At 64.4% G+C, this 18828-nt stretch carries 21 protein-coding genes and 1 other RNA gene; 11 read left to right on the top strand and 11 right to left on the bottom strand.

Annotated features, from left to right (window positions below; genetic code table 11):
- The 3 genes from pyrC to rnpB all read left to right on the top strand — a co-directional run bounded on the left by pyrC (window position 1) and on the right by rnpB (window position 2195).
- Window positions 1-1035, top strand: coding sequence for a dihydroorotase (gene pyrC / locus ACUXH0_RS16265; RefSeq protein WP_004633200.1), 1035 nt, complete (start codon window positions 1-3; stop codon window positions 1033-1035).
- A 4-nt stretch (window positions 1036-1039) separates the two neighbouring features.
- Window positions 1040-1840 carry a DUF3025 domain-containing protein gene (locus tag ACUXH0_RS16260; RefSeq protein WP_009239123.1) on the top strand — a complete coding sequence of 267 codons (801 nt, stop codon included), beginning with the start codon at window positions 1040-1042 and terminating at the stop codon, window positions 1838-1840.
- A gap of 13 nt (window positions 1841-1853) precedes the next feature.
- An RNA gene (gene rnpB / locus ACUXH0_RS16255) (RNase P RNA component class A) lies at window positions 1854-2195 on the top strand.
- A 1-nt stretch (window position 2196) separates the two neighbouring features.
- Here rnpB and ACUXH0_RS16250 read toward each other — a convergent pair.
- A complete protein-coding gene (locus ACUXH0_RS16250; protein WP_004633197.1) occupies window positions 2197-2643 on the bottom strand; it encodes an OsmC family protein in 447 nt (148 codons plus the stop codon).
- A gap of 699 nt (window positions 2644-3342) precedes the next feature.
- Here ACUXH0_RS16250 and rplM point away from each other — a divergent pair.
- From rplM to erpA, 5 genes are all read left to right on the top strand, one after another.
- Window positions 3343-3771 (top strand): 50S ribosomal protein L13, encoded by a 429-nt coding sequence (gene rplM / locus ACUXH0_RS16245; RefSeq protein ID WP_009239122.1) that lies wholly within the window; start codon window positions 3343-3345, stop codon window positions 3769-3771.
- A 12-nt stretch (window positions 3772-3783) separates the two neighbouring features.
- Window positions 3784-4176 carry a 30S ribosomal protein S9 gene (gene rpsI / locus ACUXH0_RS16240; protein ID WP_004633190.1) on the top strand — a complete coding sequence of 131 codons (393 nt, stop codon included), beginning with the start codon at window positions 3784-3786 and terminating at the stop codon, window positions 4174-4176.
- A 231-nt stretch (window positions 4177-4407) separates the two neighbouring features.
- The gene (locus ACUXH0_RS16235; protein WP_024973639.1) at window positions 4408-5163 is read left to right on the top strand and encodes a DUF6776 family protein; all 756 of its coding nucleotides are present in this window, start codon (window positions 4408-4410) and stop codon (window positions 5161-5163) included.
- A 43-nt stretch (window positions 5164-5206) separates the two neighbouring features.
- Window positions 5207-5611 carry a bactofilin family protein gene (locus ACUXH0_RS16230; protein ID WP_004633186.1) on the top strand — a complete coding sequence of 135 codons (405 nt, stop codon included), beginning with the start codon at window positions 5207-5209 and terminating at the stop codon, window positions 5609-5611.
- Window positions 5612-5737: 126 nt separating this feature from the next.
- On the top strand, window positions 5738-6112 hold the full coding sequence (gene erpA, locus ACUXH0_RS16225; RefSeq protein WP_004633183.1) for an iron-sulfur cluster insertion protein ErpA: 375 nt from the start codon (window positions 5738-5740) through the stop codon (window positions 6110-6112).
- Window positions 6113-6178: 66 nt separating this feature from the next.
- Here erpA and ACUXH0_RS16220 read toward each other — a convergent pair whose 3' ends face one another.
- Window positions 6179-7333, bottom strand: a complete 1155-nt coding sequence (locus tag ACUXH0_RS16220) for an anhydro-N-acetylmuramic acid kinase (RefSeq protein WP_137910787.1) — start codon at window positions 7331-7333, stop codon at window positions 6179-6181.
- A 175-nt stretch (window positions 7334-7508) separates the two neighbouring features.
- Here ACUXH0_RS16220 and tyrS point away from each other — a divergent pair, with 175 nt between their 5' ends.
- The 3 genes from tyrS to ACUXH0_RS16205 are packed head-to-tail and all read left to right on the top strand — an operon-like array spanning window position 7509 to window position 9983.
- On the top strand, window positions 7509-8774 hold the full coding sequence (gene tyrS, locus ACUXH0_RS16215; protein WP_004635586.1) for a tyrosine--tRNA ligase: 1266 nt from the start codon (window positions 7509-7511) through the stop codon (window positions 8772-8774).
- Complete coding sequence (gene dtd / locus ACUXH0_RS16210; RefSeq protein WP_004635584.1) at window positions 8771-9283, top strand: D-aminoacyl-tRNA deacylase; 513 nt, start codon at window positions 8771-8773, stop codon at window positions 9281-9283. Before tyrS ends, dtd begins: the two co-directional genes overlap by 4 nt.
- Before the next feature lie 19 nt (window positions 9284-9302).
- A complete protein-coding gene (locus ACUXH0_RS16205; protein WP_009239120.1) occupies window positions 9303-9983 on the top strand; it encodes a histidine phosphatase family protein in 681 nt (226 codons plus the stop codon).
- Here the strand turns inward: ACUXH0_RS16205 and ACUXH0_RS16200 are convergent.
- The 9 genes from ACUXH0_RS16200 to ACUXH0_RS16160 all read right to left on the bottom strand — a co-directional run bounded on the left by ACUXH0_RS16200 (window position 9980) and on the right by ACUXH0_RS16160 (window position 18826).
- Window positions 9980-10696 (bottom strand): queuosine precursor transporter, encoded by a 717-nt coding sequence (locus ACUXH0_RS16200; protein ID WP_012761184.1) that lies wholly within the window; start codon window positions 10694-10696, stop codon window positions 9980-9982. The genes ACUXH0_RS16205 and ACUXH0_RS16200 overlap by 4 nt on opposite strands.
- Window positions 10697-10713: 17 nt before the next feature.
- The gene (gene ruvB, locus ACUXH0_RS16195) at window positions 10714-11787 is read right to left on the bottom strand and encodes a Holliday junction branch migration DNA helicase RuvB (protein WP_004635579.1); all 1074 of its coding nucleotides are present in this window, start codon (window positions 11785-11787) and stop codon (window positions 10714-10716) included.
- A 63-nt stretch (window positions 11788-11850) separates the two neighbouring features.
- A complete protein-coding gene (gene ruvA / locus ACUXH0_RS16190; protein WP_004635578.1) occupies window positions 11851-12432 on the bottom strand; it encodes a Holliday junction branch migration protein RuvA in 582 nt (193 codons plus the stop codon).
- Window positions 12433-12532: 100 nt separating this feature from the next.
- Window positions 12533-13672: a glycerophosphodiester phosphodiesterase gene (locus tag ACUXH0_RS16185; RefSeq protein WP_137910788.1), complete on the bottom strand. Its 1140-nt coding sequence runs from the start codon at window positions 13670-13672 to the stop codon at window positions 12533-12535.
- Between the two features lie 78 nt (window positions 13673-13750).
- Complete coding sequence (gene ruvC / locus ACUXH0_RS16180) at window positions 13751-14296, bottom strand: crossover junction endodeoxyribonuclease RuvC (RefSeq protein WP_024973636.1); 546 nt, start codon at window positions 14294-14296, stop codon at window positions 13751-13753.
- Window positions 14297-14378: 82 nt separating this feature from the next.
- Entirely contained in the window at window positions 14379-15953 is a 1575-nt protein-coding gene (gene purH / locus ACUXH0_RS16175) for a bifunctional phosphoribosylaminoimidazolecarboxamide formyltransferase/IMP cyclohydrolase (protein WP_024973635.1), read from the bottom strand.
- Between the two features lie 96 nt (window positions 15954-16049).
- On the bottom strand, window positions 16050-16283 hold the full coding sequence (locus ACUXH0_RS16170; protein WP_004635563.1) for a Fis family transcriptional regulator: 234 nt from the start codon (window positions 16281-16283) through the stop codon (window positions 16050-16052).
- A complete protein-coding gene (dusB, locus tag ACUXH0_RS16165; protein ID WP_182594212.1) occupies window positions 16280-17347 on the bottom strand; it encodes a tRNA dihydrouridine synthase DusB in 1068 nt (355 codons plus the stop codon). Before dusB ends, ACUXH0_RS16170 begins: the two co-directional genes overlap by 4 nt.
- Before the next feature lie 195 nt (window positions 17348-17542).
- On the bottom strand, window positions 17543-18826 hold the full coding sequence (locus tag ACUXH0_RS16160; RefSeq protein ID WP_182594211.1) for an NAD(P)/FAD-dependent oxidoreductase: 1284 nt from the start codon (window positions 18824-18826) through the stop codon (window positions 17543-17545).
- Window positions 18827-18828 lie beyond the last annotated feature (2 nt).

Raw genomic sequence — 18828 nt, 5'->3', positions numbered from 1 at the left:
ATGACCGACACTCTTACGATCGTCCGCCCCGATGACTGGCACCTGCACCTGCGCGACGGCGATGCGCTCGCCGATGTGGTGGGCGACACCGCGCGCCAGTTCGGCCGGGCGATCATCATGCCTAACCTCAAGCCGCCGGTGACCACCACCGCCCAGGCACGCGCCTACCGCGAGCGCATTCTCGCCGCGTTGCCCGCAGGCACGCAGTTCGAGCCGCTGATGACGCTGTACCTGACCGACAACACTTCGCCTGAGGTCATCCGGGAGGCCCGCGCCAGCGGTTTCATCCATGGCGTGAAGCTGTATCCGGCCGGTGCCACCACCAACAGCGATGCCGGCGTGACCGACCTGCGCCGCTGCGCTAAGACGCTCGAAGCGATGCAGGAAGTCGGCATGCCGCTGCTCGTGCACGGCGAGGTGACCGACCCGACCGTCGACATCTTCGATCGCGAGGCGGTCTTCATCGACACCGTGATGCTGCCGCTGCGCCGCGATTTCCCCGCGCTCAAGGTCGTGTTCGAGCACATCACCACCAAGCATGCCGCCGAATACGTGCGCGATGCGGAAGGCCCGGTTGGCGCAACCATCACCGCGCATCATCTGCTGTACAACCGCAATGCGCTGTTCGTCGGCGGCATCCGCCCGCATTACTACTGCCTGCCGGTGCTCAAGCGTGAAACGCACCGCCTGGCGCTGGTGGCAGCGGCCACCTCGGGCCACCCGCGCTTCTTCCTCGGTACCGACAGCGCACCGCACGCCAAGGGTGTGAAGGAACACGCTTGCGGCTGCGCCGGCTGCTACACCGCGCTGCACGCGATGGAGCTGTACGCCGAGGCCTTTGAAGACGCCAACGCGCTCGACAAGCTCGAAGGTTTCGCGAGCCTCCACGGGCCGGACTTCTACGGCCTGCCGCGCAACGCCGGCACGCTCACGCTCACGCGCTCGCAATGGCAGCTTCCCGCCGAAGTCCCGTTTGGCGAGCAGACGCTGGTGCCGTTGCGTGGCGGCGAGATGCTGCGCTGGAAGTCTGTCTGAGTTGCTGGCCGCTGATCTCGGTGCGATCGACTGGGGCCATCCGGCGTTCGCACCGCTCGCTGCAGTCGGCGCGCCGCTCGCAGACGCTATCGCGCGCGGCGCCGATCTTCGAGACGCACTGAATGCACAGCCGGCGGCTCAAGCGATCCGCACGTGCAGCGGCCATGCCGTGCGCTTCGTCCCGCAAGATGCACTGCCGGCCGGCACCGCTTATGAAGCAAACATCGCCGCCACCGGCGAGGTGCCGACGCGGGACAATCTCCACGACTTTTTCAACGCCCTGATCTGGCTGCATTGGCCGCGTGCCAAAGCGGCGCTCAACGCGCGTCAGGCGCGGGCGATTACGCAGGACGGGATTGGCACGGCACGCGGCACCGTCCGCGATGCCGCCACGTTGTTCGACGAAAACGCCCTGATCTTCCTGCACACCCAAGACGCGCCGGAGCGCTATCTGACCGGGTTCGACTGGCGCGGCTTGTTCGTCGAGGGCAGGGCAACGTGGGGCGCCACGTGCGCGGTTCTGCCGTTCGGCCATGCGGTATTGGAAAAGCTGGTCGCGCCTTACAAGTCGATCACGGCCCATGCGTGGCCGGTGCGCGTGGCTGCGTTGCCGGCGGAGCGCCCCTCGCTCGACGCTGCACTGGCCGAGACGCTGCTGCACGCCGATCTCGCGCCCCGCCATTTCCGCCCGTTGCCCGTCATGGGTATACCCGGTTGGTGCAATGCCAATGAAGACGCCGGCTTCTATCTGGATACGACGGTCTTTCGGCTCGGCCGGCGGCGCTTCGTACCTGAACAGTGCTAGACTCGCGCCTCGCGAAGCGGACCAGACAACCGCTGCTTTCGCCGCCTCGTGCGAGCGGAAGGGGAGGAAAGTCCGGACTCCATAGAGCAGGGTGATGGCTAACGACCATCCACGGTGACGTGCGGAATAGGGCCACAGAGACGAGTCTTCGCCCCGGCTTCGGTCAGGGCGAAGGGTGAAACGCGGTAACCTCCACCCGGAGCAATCCCAAGTAAGCAGGCGATGAAGCGGCTCGCTGAGTCTGCGGGTAGGGAGCTTGAGCCGGCTGGCAACAGCCGGTCTAGAGGAATGGTTGTCACGCTGCTGGTTTCGGCCACGCGGCGCACAGAATCCGGCTTATCGGTCCGCTTCGCTTCTTATTCCGATGCCGTTGGCTGCGTGGCGAGGTCCACCAGTTCCAACGAGTGCGTAATCTCGGCCGTCTTGGCCAGCATGATCGACGCCGAGCAATACTTCTCGTGCGAAAGCTGCACCGCGCGCTCCACCGTTTCCCGTTTCAGATTGCGCCCCGTCACCGTGAAGGTGAAGTGGATGCGCGTGAAGACCTTCGGATCGGTCTCGGCGCGGTCGGCGTGCAGCTTGACGCTGCAGCCTTGCACGTCCTGGCGACCCCGCTTAAGGATCAGCACCACGTCATAGGCGGTGCAGCCACCGGTGCCCAGTAAGACCATTTCCATCGGGCGCGGTGCGAGGTTGCGGCCACCGCCGTCCGGGGCCCCATCCATCGTGACGAGGTGGCCGCTGCCGGTTTCCGCCAAAAAGGCCATGCCATCCGGGCCGGTCCAGCTCACAGTGCAATCCATGTCCAATCCTTGTGCAGAGGGTCGGCCAGCGCCGACGAAAAGCCACATTGTAGCCATCGGCCCTCGCCTGCGTTGGCCCCCTAGGGTGAACGCGGCTTGACAGTGATGCCCGTGCGAAAAGGTGCAACCCGCGCCTTCTACACCGAAATCGCGCCGAAATTGGAGGGATATCTCTAGTGAACAGCAATCTGCTTCGCAGGAAATGAACGCAAGGTATTGATGCATATAGGAATTTACCTGTTTTCCCTGATCTCATTTGCTTTTCACATTACGAAATTAGATTTCGTAGTGCAAATTGCCTTGCGCATGCCCCAGAAATGGGTATAATTTGCACCATTGGATCGGCTGATGCGGTGCAACCCACCAAGTCAACGATCAGCAGGTGTCTCCTCCACCCTCCTCCTTTGGTGGATTCAAACCCAAGCTTGATGGCTTGGGTTTTTTTTCGTCCACCCGACTCGAGCGCCCCTTTTTCTTGTGTCAAGAGGTCTGCGCGGGGTACAATCGAAATCTTTTCCGGATTGCCCGCGGAAAAGAAATCCAGAGAGCCCGCACCAACAAGCGGGAAGGCGGGCCGGCGATGACCTCGCATGGGGTTGCGCAGGCGTCCGCAAGACGATCCGTTCGTGAGCAGTCTGAACGCAAGTTCTCAGCGCGATACGGGTCCACTCGGGCACTGACTCAATATTTGGAAAAATCATGAAGACCTTTTCCGCAAAGCCCCATGAGGTGAAGCGCGATTGGTACGTGATTGACGCGACGGACAAGGTCCTCGGGCGTGTCGCCAGCGAAGTGGCACACCGACTGCGCGGCAAGCACAAGCCCGAATTCACTCCGCACGTCGATACCGGCGATTTCATCATCGTCATCAACGCAGCCAAGCTGCGTGTGACGGGCGCCAAGACGACCGACAAGAAGTACTATCGCCACTCGGGTTACCCGGGCGGTATCTATGAAACGACGTTTGGCAAGATGCAGCAGCGTTTCCCGGGCCGCGCCCTGGAGAAGGCTGTGAAGGGCATGCTGCCGAAGGGTCCGCTGGGCTACGCGATGATCAAGAAGCTGAAGGTTTACGCCGAAGGCTCGCATCCGCACGAAGCTCAGCAGCCGAAAGCGCTGGAAATCTAAGGGGCCTAATCCATGATCGGAAACTGGAACTATGGCACCGGCCGCCGCAAGAGCGCTGTGGCACGTGTCTTCATCAAGTCCGGCAAGGGCGACATCATCGTCAACGGCAAGGCCATCAACGAGTACTTCGCTCGTGAAACCTCGCTGATGATCGTGCGTCAGCCGCTGGAACTGACCAACCACGCAGCTACGTTCGACATCAAGGTGAACGTGGTCGGCGGCGGTGAAACCGGCCAAGCCGGTGCTGTGCGTCACGGCATCACTCGCGCCCTGATCGATTACGATGCGACGCTCAAGCCCGCCCTGTCGAAGGCCGGTCTGGTGACGCGCGATGCACGTGAAGTCGAACGTAAGAAGGTTGGTCTGCGCAAGGCCCGCCGCGCCAAGCAGTTCTCGAAGCGTTAATCCGCTTCCTGCTGCTTCAGCAAAAAACCACACCCTCGGGTGTGGTTTTTTGTTTTGGAGCGTTCGAACCAAACAGTGTGATGTTTTCGGCGCCTTGCTTACCCTTTGCAACAGCTCCGACATGTCCGCAGGACTACAATTCACATCTCGTTAGCGTTCGCCCCGTATGATGCAATCCGCTATTTCTACTAATCCGATTCTGATTCGTAACGCGGGTCAGGAGGCGGGCGCATGAAGGCGCGTCGCTTGTTGCGCCGCGCTTCCGTGCTCGCTCCGAACGTCACAGTACGTTCGCGTCTGCCTTGGCCGGTGACGGTGTTGCTGGTTGCAGTGGTACTTGGGCTTGCGGCCGCAGCGGCGCTGTGGGCCTTCGAGGAAGGGCGCCGTCTGACCGGTCCGCACGACGCCGATTTGCGTGCAATGAACCGCGAGCTGACCGCCAGGCTGGCCGCCGTGCAGGCCGAACGCGATAAGCTTTCTGCATCCGCCGGCACCGTGGATGCCCGTCTGGGTATCGCTGAAGGCGCTCAGGCGCAAATGGCCGAGCAACTCAAGGCGCTGGAAACCGAAAACGCGCAGTTGAAGGAAGATCTGGCTTTCTTTGACAGCCTGTTGCCCGCGCCCACCAATTCCGCGGGCATTTACGTGCGCAGCTTCCGCATCGCGCCGGACGAGGCGCAACCGACGCGCATGCGGTTCCGCGTTCTGTTGATGCAGGGCGGGGGCAAGGCGTTCGCACCCGTCTCCGAATTCGAGGGGCAATTGGCGCTCACGCTCAACGTGGTGCAGGCTGGCAAACCTGCTACGATCAATTTCCCGGGCGCTGCGGCCAGCGGATCACCCCCCACCAGCGCCCGCGTCAAGCTCACGCACTACCAGCGCCTCGAGGGCTGGGTGGACGTGCCCCCTGGCACCACGGTGCAGTCGGTGATGGTGAAAGTGCTGCAGAACGGCAAGATCAAAGCGAGCCAGAGTTTTTCCATCTGACGGGCATTGTCCTGTCGAGGATCTGTACACAGAGGAGTCGACGATGCTGTTTGGCAAAAAGAAAGGGCTGGCGATTGAAACGCTACTGGGGGCCCGTACCAAGCTGGAGGGGGATCTGCGCTTTTCGGGCGGTCTGCGGATCGACGGCGAGATCAAGGGCAACATTTACGGCGATCCGGACAAGCCAAGCATGCTGGTGATTACCGACAGCGCACGCGTTGAGGGCGAAGTGCATGTTGGGCACCTGATCCTGAACGGCACGGTCGTTGGCCCCGTGCACGTGGCAGAACTGTTGGAGCTGCAGCCGAAGGCGCGTATCGAAGGCAACGTCCAATATGCAGCGCTGGAAATGCACCAAGGTGCCGTTGTTATGGGCACGTTGACGCACGCGACGCCTGGCGATGTGAAGTTGCTGCCCAATCTCAAGCTGGCGTCCAACCAGGATTGATCACATCCCGCGCCGGCCGTTGCTGGCGCACCGCACAATGCCCACTTGAAACGCGGGGCTTCGGCACGATTTGCAGCTTGCGCTTAAAATACAGGCAAGTTTCAGACGTTCCCACAGGAGATTTTCATGAACGCAGTCGCGCAGGCAGCCACGCCCGATGTGAACGAGGTTCCGGCTCCGCTGGTCTTTACCGACAGCGCTGCGGACAAGGTCAAGCAACTGATTGAAGAGGAAGGCAACCCGGAGTTGAAGCTGCGCGTGTTCGTGCAAGGCGGCGGGTGCTCGGGCTTCCAGTACGGCTTCACCTTTGACGAAGAGACCAACGAAGACGATACGACCATGACCAAGAATGGCGTGTCGCTCTTGATCGACTCGATGAGCTACCAGTACCTGGTGGGCGCCGAGATCGACTACAAGGAAGACATCAACGGCGCGCAATTCGTCATCAAGAACCCGAATGCTTCGACCACATGTGGTTGCGGCTCGTCGTTCTCGGTCTGACGCCTCCCTCGCTTAAAAGAAAAAGCGCACTTCGGTGCGCTTTTTTGTTGCCCGCAAAATGGGTGCTCAAGCGGGGTAGATCGCGCCAAGGACGCGAGCGCCTGATGCGCCTGTCGCGGTGTGCAGGTTGCCGTGGGCGCGGAGCACGCACTGGCGCGCGAGCCATGCGAAGGCGAGCGCCTCCACCTGATGCGCGGGCACGCCGAACGCATCGGTCGGAGCAACTCTAACGCCCGGCAACTGTTGCCCGATACGTGCCATCAGCGCGCCATTGCGTGCGCCGCCGCCGCAGACGAGCAGTGACGCTGCCTGCGGCGCATGCGCACGTACGGCATCGGTGATGGTGTCAGCAGTGAGGGCGAGCAGCGTGGCTTGAACATCTTCAGGGCGGGCGGTGTTCAGCGCATCGCCGAGGGCTTGTTGCAGCCACGCCGGGTTGAACAGATCGCGGCCGGTGCTCTTAGGCGGGGGCGCCGCAAAGAACGGCTCGGCCTTCAGGCGCTCGAGCAGGGCTTCGTCGACGCGTCCGCTGCGGGCCCACGCGCCGTCGGCGTCGTACGGGCTGTCGCGGTGCGTATGGACCCAATAATCCATCAGCGCGTTGCCGGGGCCGCAGTCGAAGCCAAGTACGGCGTCGCGCGTGTCGGAAGTTTGCGGCGGTAAGATCGTGAGGTTGGCGATGCCGCCAATGTTGCATACCACGCGCCATGCATCCGGCAGGCCGAACAGCGCGCGATGCAGCGCCGGTACGAGCGGTGCGCCTTGGCCGCCGGCCGCGATGTCTCGGCTACGGAAATCGGCAATGACGTCGATGCCGGTGCGTTCAGCCAATACCGCGGGGTGCTGGGTCTGGCGCGTGTAGCCGATGCCATCATGCGTGCCGGGCTGATGACGAATCGTTTGCCCATGGGCGCCGATGGCCTGTACATCGTGCGCGGCCAGGCCGGTGGACGCAAGCAGCCGGGCGACGCATTCGGCGTAGATCATGGCCAGCGCGTTGGCGGCCAACGCCTCGCGATGGATCTCGTCGTGGCCGGCGTGCTGCAGGTCCAGAAAGCGCTGGCGCAGTTCGGGCGAGAAGGGTACGTAGGCGTCGGCGAGGACGGCCGGGTGTTCGCCGGAAAAGTCCGCCAGCACGCCATCGACGCCGTCCAGGCTGGTGCCCGACATCAAGCCGATATAGCGATCGGCGGGGAGTGCGGTGGGGTTGGGATGGCTCATGCGCGACAGCTTACCAGCGCAATGGCAGGCCAAATGGACACATCACGGTAAAATCCCCGGGTCGCGCGGCCGGCACGCCTGAATCGATGTCGGCTATCGTGCACGCACCGTTTCCATGATTGTTGATCCGTTCGCGCCGTTTTCCACGTGCGGCGCGGTGACCTTTCCTTTTGCCATGACTGCATCTGCCACTCCCGCCGCTTCCGACAACGCCACGCCGGGCACACTCAAGTATCCGGTCACCCCGGAGGTGGCGCACGCGATGGAAGTCTCGCTGCGCGGCTGCGACGAACTGCTGATCGCCGCCGAGTGGGAGCAGAAGCTGGCCAAGAGCGCTGCCACCGGCGTACCCCTGCGCATCAAGCTGGGCCTCGATCCCACGGCCCCTGACATCCACATCGGCCACACGGTGGTGCTCAACAAGATGCGCCAGTTGCAGGACCTGGGGCATCAGGTGATCTTCCTGATCGGCGACTTCACGTCGACCATTGGTGACCCGTCCGGCCGCAACGCCACGCGCCCGCCGCTGACGCGCGAGCAGATCGAAGCCAACGCGCAGACGTACTACCGCCAGGCCAGCATGGTGCTGGACCCGAGCAAGACCGAAATTCGCTACAACAGCGAGTGGTGCGACCCGCTGGGCGCGCGCGGCATCATCCAACTCGCCGCCAAGTACACCGTCGCCCGCATGATGGAGCGCGATGACTTCACCAAGCGCTACAAGGCCGGCGTGCCGATCTCGGTGCACGAATTCCTCTACCCGCTGATGCAGGGCTATGACTCGGTCGCGCTCAAATCGGATCTGGAACTGGGCGGCACCGATCAGAAGTTCAACCTGCTGGTCGGCCGCGAACTGCAGAAGGAATACGGCCAGGAGCCGCAGTGCATCCTGACGATGCCGCTGCTGGTGGGCCTGGACGGCGTCGAGAAGATGTCCAAGTCCAAGGGCAACTACGTCGGTATCAGCGAGGCGCCCAACGAGATGTTCGGCAAGCTGATGAGCATCTCCGACGACCTGATGTGGACGTACTACACGCTGCTGTCATTCCGCCCGCTGGCCGAAATCGACCTGATGAAGCAAGAGATCGCGCTGGGCCGCAACCCGCGCGATTGCAAGGTGATGCTGGCGCAGGAGATCGTTGCCCGCTTCCACAGCCAGGCCGATGCCGAGCGCGCACTGGAAGATTTCAACCACCGTGCCCGCGGCGGTGTGCCGGACGACATTCCGCAGATCGAGCTGTCGGGCGCACCACTGGGTATTGCACAACTGCTCAAGCAGGCTGGGCTCTGCCCGTCCACGTCGGACGCCAACCGCAACATCGAGCAGGGCGGCGTGAAGATCGACGGCACCGTCATCAGCGACAAGGGCCTGAAGGTCGACGCCGGCACCTTCGTGATGCAGGTCGGCAAGCGTCGCTTTGCGCGCGTGGTGCTGAAGTGATTGGGCTGATCCAGCGTGTGTCCGAGGCGGCGGTCCGTGTGGACGGCCGCGTCGTCGGCGAGATCGGCCCGGGTTTGCTCGCACTGGTCTGTGCAGAACGTGGGGACACCGCCGCCGAGGCCGATCGTCTGCTGGAGAAGCTGCTGAACTATCGCGTGTTCTCCGACGCGCAGGGCAAGATGAACCTGCCCGTGCGCAACATCGACGGCAACGGGCAGGCGGGCGGCTTGCTGGTCGTATCGCAGTTCACGCTGGCGGCCGATACCAAGTCTGGCACACGGCCGAGCTTCACGCCCGCTGCTGCGCCGGAAGATGGGCGCCGCCTGTACGAACACTTCGTGGCGCGCGCGCGTGCCCAGCATCCCATCGTGGCAACCGGCGAGTTTGGCGCCGACATGAAGGTGTCGCTCGTCAACGATGGCCCGGTCACGTTCTGGCTGCAGATTGCGCCGCAAGCCGCAGCATCTGTTGCCAAGACTGCCGCGCCGGAAGCGGCCAAATCTGTCTGATTCGTCCAGGAACCCTGAGATGCCACGCGCCGCCGCCATCCCCCTGCCGATGCTGCAGATCACCCACATCGTGCTCATCCGCCACGGCGAGACCGACTGGAACCGTGAACGCCGCCTGCAAGGCCAACTCGACGTGCCGCTGAACACGCAAGGGCTGGAGCAGGCTGCGCAGTTGGGCAAGGCACTCGCGCGCGAGCGGTTCGATGCGGTCTATGCGAGCGATCTGTCGCGCGCCAGGCAGACGGCGCGGGCGCTGGCAGATGAAGTGGGCGTGCCCGTGCGCGACGACGCCGGTTTGCGCGAGCGCTGCTACGGCCAGTTCGAAGGTCTGACCTACGCCGAAGTTGCCGCACGGCATCCGGACGACTTTGATGCCTGGCAAAACCGCGTCCCCGAATTTGCCCCGCCCGGCGGCGAGACCCTCACTGAATTCCACGAACGTGCGGTCGAGACTGCGCTCCGGCTGATCCGTCGCCACCCCGGCGAGCGCATCGCGCTGGTCAGCCACGGCGGCGTGCTCGATTGCCTGTACCGCCACGCCAACGCCATGACGCTCACCGAGCCGCGCCAGCACGAGCTGCGCAACGCGAGCATCAACCGGCTTTCATCCGATGGTCATCAACTGACCGTGTTGCAATGGGGGGATGTCGCGCACCTGGATTTGCTGGTGCTCGACGAAGTGGACCGCCGTGTTCCTTAAACCTTCAGCCGGAACGGCGTGAAGTTGGTGTCGCGGTCGTAGTAATCCTCGTTCTCGGCGCGCTTGAGGAAGGCGACGACGCGGTAGGTGAGCGGCGTTGCGACGATTTCCCAGCCAGTCTTGAGGATGTATTGCGCAATGGCGACACGCAGCACCTGTTCGTGGGGCCAGATGCCGTAGAAGGCGATCACGTAGAACAGCGACGAATCGACCGCCTCGCCCACCACGGTGGATCCGACGATGCGCGTCCACAGCCATTTTCCTTCCGTCGCGATCTTCATCTTCGCCAGCGTGTAGCTGTTGGCGAAGCTGCCACACCAGAACGCAATGAGCGACCCGGCGACGATGCGCGGCGTGTTGCCGAACACGTCGTTCAGGCTCTTCTGATAACCGGCCATGAAGGGCGCCACCGGTAGCGCCAGCACGACCAGCGACATGAACGACGCAAAGATCAGTGCGGCAAAGCCCGCCCACACCACGCGCCGATCACGCCCGTAACCGTACACCTCGGTGAGGATGTCGCCGAAGATGTAGGAAATTGGAAAGAACAGCACGCCAGCGCCGAAGGTGACCGATCCGAGCACCGGCAACGTGACCTGCGCCGCCTTGGACGCGCCGATCAGGTTCGAGCACAGCAGCACTGTGACGAAGGCCGCCATGATGAAGTCGTAGTATCGGAACGTGCGGTTCGGGTGGTGCGGGGCGGCAGACATGTCGGGGTGCGCGGAGGTTATTGGTTGTCGTCCCAGAGGTCCCGCACCGGGCCGCTCTTCGGAGCGCCCAGCCCGAAGTGCTGGTATGCCGAAGCCGTGGCCACGCGGCCGCGTGGCGTGCGCTGCAGGTAGCCTTGCTGGATCAGGTAGGGCTCGAGCACGTCTTCGATCGTGTCGCGCTCTTCGCCGATGGCGGCTGCCAGGTTGTCGATGCCGACCGGCCCGCCATTGAACTTGTGCAGGATCGCTTCGAGCAGCTTGCGGTCCATCAGGTCGAAGCCGACCGCATCCACGTCGAGCATGGCGAGGGCGGCATCGGCGACTTCGCGGGTGATGATGCCGTCGGCCTTGACTTCGGCGAAGTCGCGCACGCGGCGCAGCAGGCGGTTGGCGATACGGGGCGTGCCGCGCGAGCGCTTCGCAATTTCAAGCGCGCCTTCGTCCACGATGTGGGCGTTCAGCAGCCCCGACGAGCGCGTGACGATCTTCGCGAGTTCGGCCGGTGTATAGAACTCCAAACGCGCGACGATCCCGAAGCGGTCACGCAGCGGGTTGGTCAGCATGCCGGCCCGCGTGGTGGCGCCCACCAGCGTGAACGGCTGCAGATCGAGCTTGACCGAGCGCGCCGCCGGGCCCTCGCCGATCATGATGTCGATCTGGTAGTCCTCCAGCGCCGGGTACAGGATTTCTTCCACCACGGGCGAGAGCCGATGAATCTCGTCGATGAAGAGGACGTCGTTGGCTTCGAGGTTCGTGAGCAGCGCAGCCAGATCGCCCGGGCGCTCCAGCACGGGGCCGGAAGTCTGGCGCAGGTTGACGCCCATTTCGCGCGCGATGATGTGCGCCAGCGTCGTCTTGCCGAGACCCGGCGGGCCGAACAGCAGCACGTGGTCCAGCGCTTCGCTGCGGTTCTTGGCCGCGGTCATGAAGATGTCGAGCTGGCCGCGCACCTTTTCCTGACCGACGTATTCGTCGAGCAGCTTGGGGCGCAGCGCGCGCTCGAACGCCTCCTCATTGGGGGAGGCGGGGGAGGCTGAGATGATGCGCTCAGCAGAGACAGCCTTGGCGGCGAGCTTGTCGGTTTCGATCATGACGGGCAGACGGCGCCGGGAAGGCGCGAGCAGGCCATTCTACCGTCTTGCCGCGCCCGGGCGTCAGCCCTTGGACAGCGCCTTGAGCGCCAGCTTGATTCCCTCGGACACGCCCGTGCCGGCCGGCACCTGCTTGATGGCGAGCGCCGCTTCCTTGTCGGAATACCCTAGTGCCAGCAGGGCGTTGAGCACGTCGACCGCGTCGTCCGAGACGGCGGGGCCGCCGGGCACCGTACCCAGGTCGGCGCCGAGCTTGCCCTTGAGTTCGAGCAGCAGGCGCTCGGCCGTCTTCTTACCGATGCCCGGGATGCGCGTCAGCCGCCCGGCTTCCTGCAGCGTGACGGCCTGCGCGAGTTCGGCCACCGACATGCCCGACAGCACCGCCAGCGCGATGCGCGCGCCGATGCCCGAAATCTTGATGAGTTGGCGGAAGGTTTCGCGCTCCGCGGCGGTGCCGAAACCGTAGAGCAGGTGCGCATCCTCGCGCACGATCTGCTGCGTGAGCAGGACGACCTTCTCGCCGGTGGCGGGCAGGTTATAGAACGTGCTCATCGGCACGTCGATCTCGTAGCCGACGCCGTGGCAATCGACCAGCAGATGCGGCGGGTTCTTTTCGATCAGCGTCCCGGCGATGCGTCCGATCATGGGTGGGGTTCCTCCTCCAAAACGGGACGCAGTGTAGCCCAAACCTACTGCGCGGCCCGATCCAGGCTCGGCCGCTCGCTACGGTTCCGATGCGCGAAGACTAGCGCTTGAGGGTCGACACGGCTTGCCGCCCGACCGCCGGATCGTCGGTAAAGAAGCCATCGACGCCCGCGCGCAGGAACGCCTGGATCTCCGTGATCGAGCCGTTGACGTTGCGCGTGTTGTCCGCACCGCTGCGCAGCGACGGCGGCAGGAAGGTGTTCTCGGGGCGGAACGTATATGGATGGACCACCAGCCCGGCGTTGTGCGCGTTGCGGATCAGGTCGGTCGGATCGGTCAGCTTGCCGTTCGCATCCAGGCCCATGATGCTGCTCTTGTCCGGGCCGACGCCGTTGGCGTATGCGGCGATGTCGCGCATGCCTTGGCTCGTCATCATGTCGCCGAAGGTACGGCTGTCTTTGGCGACCACAAAATCGTAGGGCTGTCGGCCGGATGTGCCCATCAGCTGCACGAGTTTCCAGTTCGGTTGGCTGCCGCCGATCTTGTTGCGAATGGCCTTGAGATTGGCCACCTCGAACGACTGGATGTAGACCGTCGTGCGGCTGGCCGTGAACGCGTCACGGCGCAGGCCGTCGATCAGCCGGTCTTCCAGCGGCAGGCCGATCGACTGGAAGTACGTCGGGTGCTTCGTCTCCGGATAGATGCCGATGTTGCGGCCGAGCTTGGCGGATTGATCCCGCGCCAGCGCGATGATCTCGTCGAGTGTGGGGATGTCGAACTGGTCGTTGTAGGCGACGTTGTCGGGGCGGATGTTCGGGATGCGCTCGCGTGCGCGCAGCGTTTTCAGTTCTCCAAGCGTGAAATCTTCGGTGAACCAGCCCGTGACGCTCTGGCCGTCGATCGTCTTGGTGGTCTTGCGCCCGGCAAACGCTGCCACGTCGGCCACGTTGGTCGTGCCGGAGATCTCGTTCTCGTGGCGCGCAACCAGCACGCCGTCTTTGGTGGAGACGAGATCCGGCTCGATGATGTCCGCGCCGTCGTCGATGGCTTTCTGGTACGAGGCCAGCGTGTGCTCCGGTCGCAATGCGGAGGCACCGCGATGGCCGATCACCTGGATGGTGGCGATGGGCGTGGTGTTGCCACCGCCACCGCTGCCGTGGTGGTACTCCAGCCGGCAGGCGTAGAGGGCGACGGACGTACTCAAGATCAGCAGGCTCGGCAGGATGAGGCGGCGAGGCATCGGGGGCTCCTGATTACGGGTACCCGCATGGTAGTCGCCGTGCCCGGATGCCGCTACCTGCCGGCTTCAAGAATCCTGTCAGCCGACGAGGCGGCCGCGCCGCACGCGCAGCCCCTTTTGCGCAAGCTGCGGCGCCAGACCGGCCATGGCGGCCAGCGTCTCGCCGCCGTGCGCATGGCAGATCGCCACGCCCAGGGCGTCGGATGCGTCCGCGCCGGGTTTGCCCTCGAGGTTGAGCAGGCGCACGACCATCTCCTGCACCTGATCCTTGTTGGCGCGGCCATAGCCGACCACGGCCTGCTTCAGTTGTAGCGCGGTGTACTCGAACACGGGCAGGTTGCCGCTCATCAGGCCGCAGATCACCGCGCCGCGGGCTTGGCCCAGCAGCAGCGTCGATTGCGGGTTGACGTTGACGAACACCTTTTCGATGGAAGCGCAGTCCGGCCGGTATGTGCTCACCAGTTCGGACACGCCGTCATACAGCGTCTTCAGGCGGCTGGGCAGGTCGGCATCGCCGTTGCTCTTGATCGTGCCCGAGGCCACGTAGACGAGCTTGTGGCCGTGCCGTTCGAGCACGCCGAAACCCGTGGTGCGAAGGCCGGGGTCGATGCCGAGGATGCGCATGAAGGAAGTGGGCAGAAATGGAAACGGGGCAAGGCGCCAGTTTACGCCTTGCCCCGTTCGTTCGTCGCGTGGACGATGTTGCTTAGTGGCGGAAGTGGCGCGTGCCCGTGAAGATCATCGCCACGTTGCGTTCGTCGGCGGCGGCGATCACTTCATCGTCGCGTACCGAGCCGCCCGGCTGGATCACGCACGAGGCGCCAGCATCGACCACCACGTCCAGGCCGTCGCGAAACGGGAAGAACGCATCCGATGCCACAGCCGAACCGGCCAGCGTCAGGCCTGCGTTCTGTGCCTTGATGCTGGCGATGCGGGCCGAGTCCACACGGCTCATCTGGCCGGCGCCCACACCCAGCGTCATGCCGCCGCCGCAGAACACGATGGCGTTGGACTTGACGAACTTGGCGACGCGCCAGGCAAACATCAGGTCGTCCATTTCCTTTGGCGTGGGGTGGCGCTTGGTAACCACGCGCAGCTCGCTCGGCTGCACGTTCTTGGCGTCCGGGCTCTGCACCAGCAGGCCGCCGCCAACGCGCTTGAAGTCGTACGCATTCACGCCCTTGCCCAACGGAATCTCCAGCACACGCACGTTTTGCTTGGCGGCGAACACGGCACGTGCGCCTTCCGAGAAGCCCGGGGCGATCAGCACTTCCACGAACTGCTTGGCCACCACCTGTGCGGCTGCTTCATCCAGCGGCACGTTGAAGGCGATGATGCCGCCGAAGGCCGAGGTCGAGTCGGTCTTGAAGGCCTTCTCATACGCTTCCTGCGCGGTGCCGCCGATGGCCACGCCGCACGGGTTGGCGTGCTTGATGATGACGCATGCAGCGCCGTGGGCCGCATCGAACGACTTCACGCATTCCCACGCGGCATCGGCGTCGGCGATGTTGTTGTACGACAGCTCCTTGCCCTGCAGTTGCTTGTAATTGGCGAGCGCGCCGTCGACGGCTTTCAGGTCGCGGTAGAACGCGGCGGACTGATGCGGGTTTTCGCCGTAACGCATCTCCTGCACCTTGTCGAAGGCGAGGTTCAGCGTCTGCGGATAGGCGCTGCGCGTGCTGTGCGACTTGTCGGCGCCGAGGCTCGTCAGGTAGTTGGTGATGGCGCCGTCGTACTGCGCGGTGTGCGCGAACACCTTCTTGGCCAGCATGAAGTTGGTTTCGTAGCCGACCGTGTTGTTGTTGGCCTGCATTTCGGCCAGCACGGTGGCGTAGTCGGCCGGGTCAACGATGACTGTCACATCGCGGTGGTTCTTGGCCGCCGAGCGCAGCATGGTCGGGCCGCCGATGTCGATGTTCTCGATGGCGTCGGCCAGCGAGCATTCGTCTTTGGCCACCGTCTGCTGGAACGGGTACAGGTTCACCACCAGCAGGTCGATGGTCGGGATGCTGTGTTCGGACAGTGCGGCCATGTGCTCGGGCAGGTCGCGACGGGCCAGGATGCCGCCGTGCACCTTCGGGTGCAGCGTCTTGACGCGGCCGTCGAGCATTTCCGGAAAGCCGGTGTAGTCCGCCACTTCCGTCACGGGCAGGCCGGACTCGGCGAGCAGCTTGGCGGTGCCGCCGGTGGAGAGGAGCTTGACGCCGCGCTCGTGCAGGGCACGGGCAAAGTCGACGATGCCGGTCTTGTCGGAAACGGAAAGCAGGGCTTGCTGGATCATGGTGGAAACGCCGGTGGGCGGGTGTGGCGCTGGGTTTGCCGAACTGGCAGGAGGCGCCGTCAGAAAGGAAATCGGTTCAAAGGCCGGCCCGCAACCTCAGATGAGGCCGTGCTGCTGCAACTTCTTGCGCAGCGTGTTGCGGTTGATGCCGAGGTAGTCGGCCGCCTGCGACTGGTTGTTGGAAGCCCATTCCATCACGGTTTCCAACAGCGGCCGTTCAATGGCCTGCAGCACCATGTCGTAGACGTTGGACGGGTTCTCGCCGTCCAGGTCACGGTAATACGCATCCAGGCTGTCGCGGATGCAACGTTCGATCGGGTTGCGGCTCATGCGGCAAGCAGTTCCTTGTTGTTGTCGTTGTTGCCCGTCCTGGGGTGGTCGCCACCGGTCGCCTGGTCTTCGTAGACCAGACGGTCGGACAGCGCACGCTGCTCGTCGAAGAACGCATTGACGGCGGCCAACTGGGCCGCGGTGTCCTCGATGGTGTTCATGCGGTGGCGGAACAGGTTGGCCCCCGCCAACCCGCGCGTGTACCAGGCGATGTGCTTGCGTGCGGTGCGCACGCCGGTGTATTCGCCATAGAACGCGTAGTGCTCTTCCAGATGCGCGTTCATGATGCCGCGAATCTCTTCCACCTCCGGTGCCGGCAGCAGCGTGCCGGTCTGCAGGAAATGCTCGATCTCGCGGAACAGCCACGGGCGCCCCTGCGCCGCGCGGCCGATCATGATGGCGTCGGCGCCGGTCACGGCCAGCACGTGCCTGGCCTTGGCCGGCGTGGTGATGTCGCCGTTGGCCACCACGGGAATGCGCACCGACGCCTTGACCGCGGCGATGGTGTCGTATTCCGCTTCACCGTGATACAGATCGGCGCGCGTGCGGCCATGCACGGTCAGCATGCTGATGCCGGCGTCCTGTGCAATGCGCGCCACGCTCAATGCGTTGCGGTGTTCGCGGTCCCAACCGGTACGGATCTTGAGCGTCACGGGCACGCGGTCGCCGACCGCACCCACCACGGCCTCGACAATGCGCTTGACCAGCGGCTCGTTCTGCAGCAGGGCAGAACCGGCGGCCACGTTGCACACCTTCTTGGCCGGGCAGCCCATGTTGATGTCGATGATTTGCGCGCCGCGATCGACGTTGTAGCGCGCGGCCTCGGCCATCATCATCGGTTCGGCGCCGGCAATCTGCACGGCGATCGGCTCGACCTCGCCCGTGTGGTTGGCGCGCCGCATGGTCTTCTCGCTTTTCCAGAGCTGCGCGTTGGACGCGACCATCTCGGACACCGCATAGCCCGCGCCCAGCCGCTTGCAGAGCTGCCGGAACGGGCGATCCGTCACACCCGCCATGGGAGCGACGAACAGGTTGTTGCGAAGGGTATGCGGTCCGATCTGCAAGGCTGTCGAGGAAGACGCGGCTGAAAGAAACGAAAAATCACCCCTTCCGCCCAGAGTCGAATGATGATCGGGCGGAGCGACGGGAGTGAAAAATGCGAGGACGGGATTTTACCGCCAAACCGCCGGATTGCCTAAATGTTGTGCACAAACTATGCGGCAGTGCGGTCGGCGGCCGGGTTCTTGCCGTGGCTGGCGCTAGCGGAACCGTTGCAGGCCGTAGGGGCGGCCGTCGATGAAAGGCGTGCGCTCGCTGACCAGATCGGCGATGAGTCGGGCGGTGCCTGGCGCGCCTGTCATGCCCAGGTGGCCGTGCCCGAACGCGAAGAACACGTTGCGGTAGCGCTCCGAGCGGTCGATCACGGGCAGGCTGTCGGGTAGAGAGGGCCGATGGCCCATCCATTGGCTGTCGTCCGTAAAGCCGAGGCCGGGGAAGAGCTGCTGGCCCTGTCGCATGAGGATGCGGGCGCGGCGGTAGTCGGGCGCAGCGTCCAACCCGCCGATCTCCACGGTGCCGGCAATGCGCAGGCCGCCTTCCATGGGCGTCGCGATGAACTTGCGCTCGCAATCCATGATTGGCCGTGAAGGCTGCACGCTGGGCGCGCGCAGCGTGGCGTGATAGCCGCGTTCCGTGTCGAGCGGAATGCGGATGCTGGTGAGCTTTGCGCCCAGCCGCATCGACCACGCACCCGCGCACAGCACCAGCTTCGACACGGGCAGCGTGCCGCAATCGGTGTGCAGCCGCGTCGGGCCGCCGTAGTCGCTTCGGCCGAATTCCACGTCCAGCACCTTGCGGCGCAGGAAGGTGCCGCCCGCTGCGGCAAAGTTGGCCGCCAGCGTCTTGACCAGACGTTCCGGGTTGACCGTGAAGCCGTTGTCGGGCAGCAGCAGGCCGGATTGGATGTCGGAGGCCAGTGCGGGCTCGAGTTCGCGCGCTTCGCCGGCGCTCAGGGCTTGCGAGCGCACGCCGGTGGCATCGCGAATGGACTGCGCCAGCACATCGCCCGACGAGCGCGCCAGCGTGCGCCACACATACAGATGGCCCGTCTGACGGATCAGGCCGTCAGATTGCGCGGCGTCGAGCAGGTTTCGATAACCGGGAAAGGTCGCGCTGAAGAGACTCGCCAGCGGCTGCGCCGTCGCACGGGCCTGCGTCTCGTTGCCCGCAAACACCCATTGCAGCAGCCAGGGCAGCGCGCGCGGCAGATAGGGCCAACGTACCGTCAGCGGGCCCATTGGATCGGCCAGCCATTTGGGCACCTGCTTCAGCATGCCCGGTAGCGCCATCGGCACGACCGACGCCACGCTCAGGCAGCCGGCGTTGCCGAACGAGCAGCCTTCGCCAATGCCGGCCTGATCGAGCAGCGTGACCTGGTGGCCATCCCGTTGCAATTGCAGTGCGCACGCCGTGCCGACAATGCCGGCGCCCACCACGGTGATCTGCTGGCGGTCGCCTGCAGCGCCTACCTCGGCACACGCCATCC

It is taken from the genome of Ralstonia sp. 110700041-2, assembly GCF_056280165.1.
The sequence above is the reverse complement of the archived record's forward strand: the minus strand, read 5'-3'. Positions and strand labels throughout refer to the sequence as shown.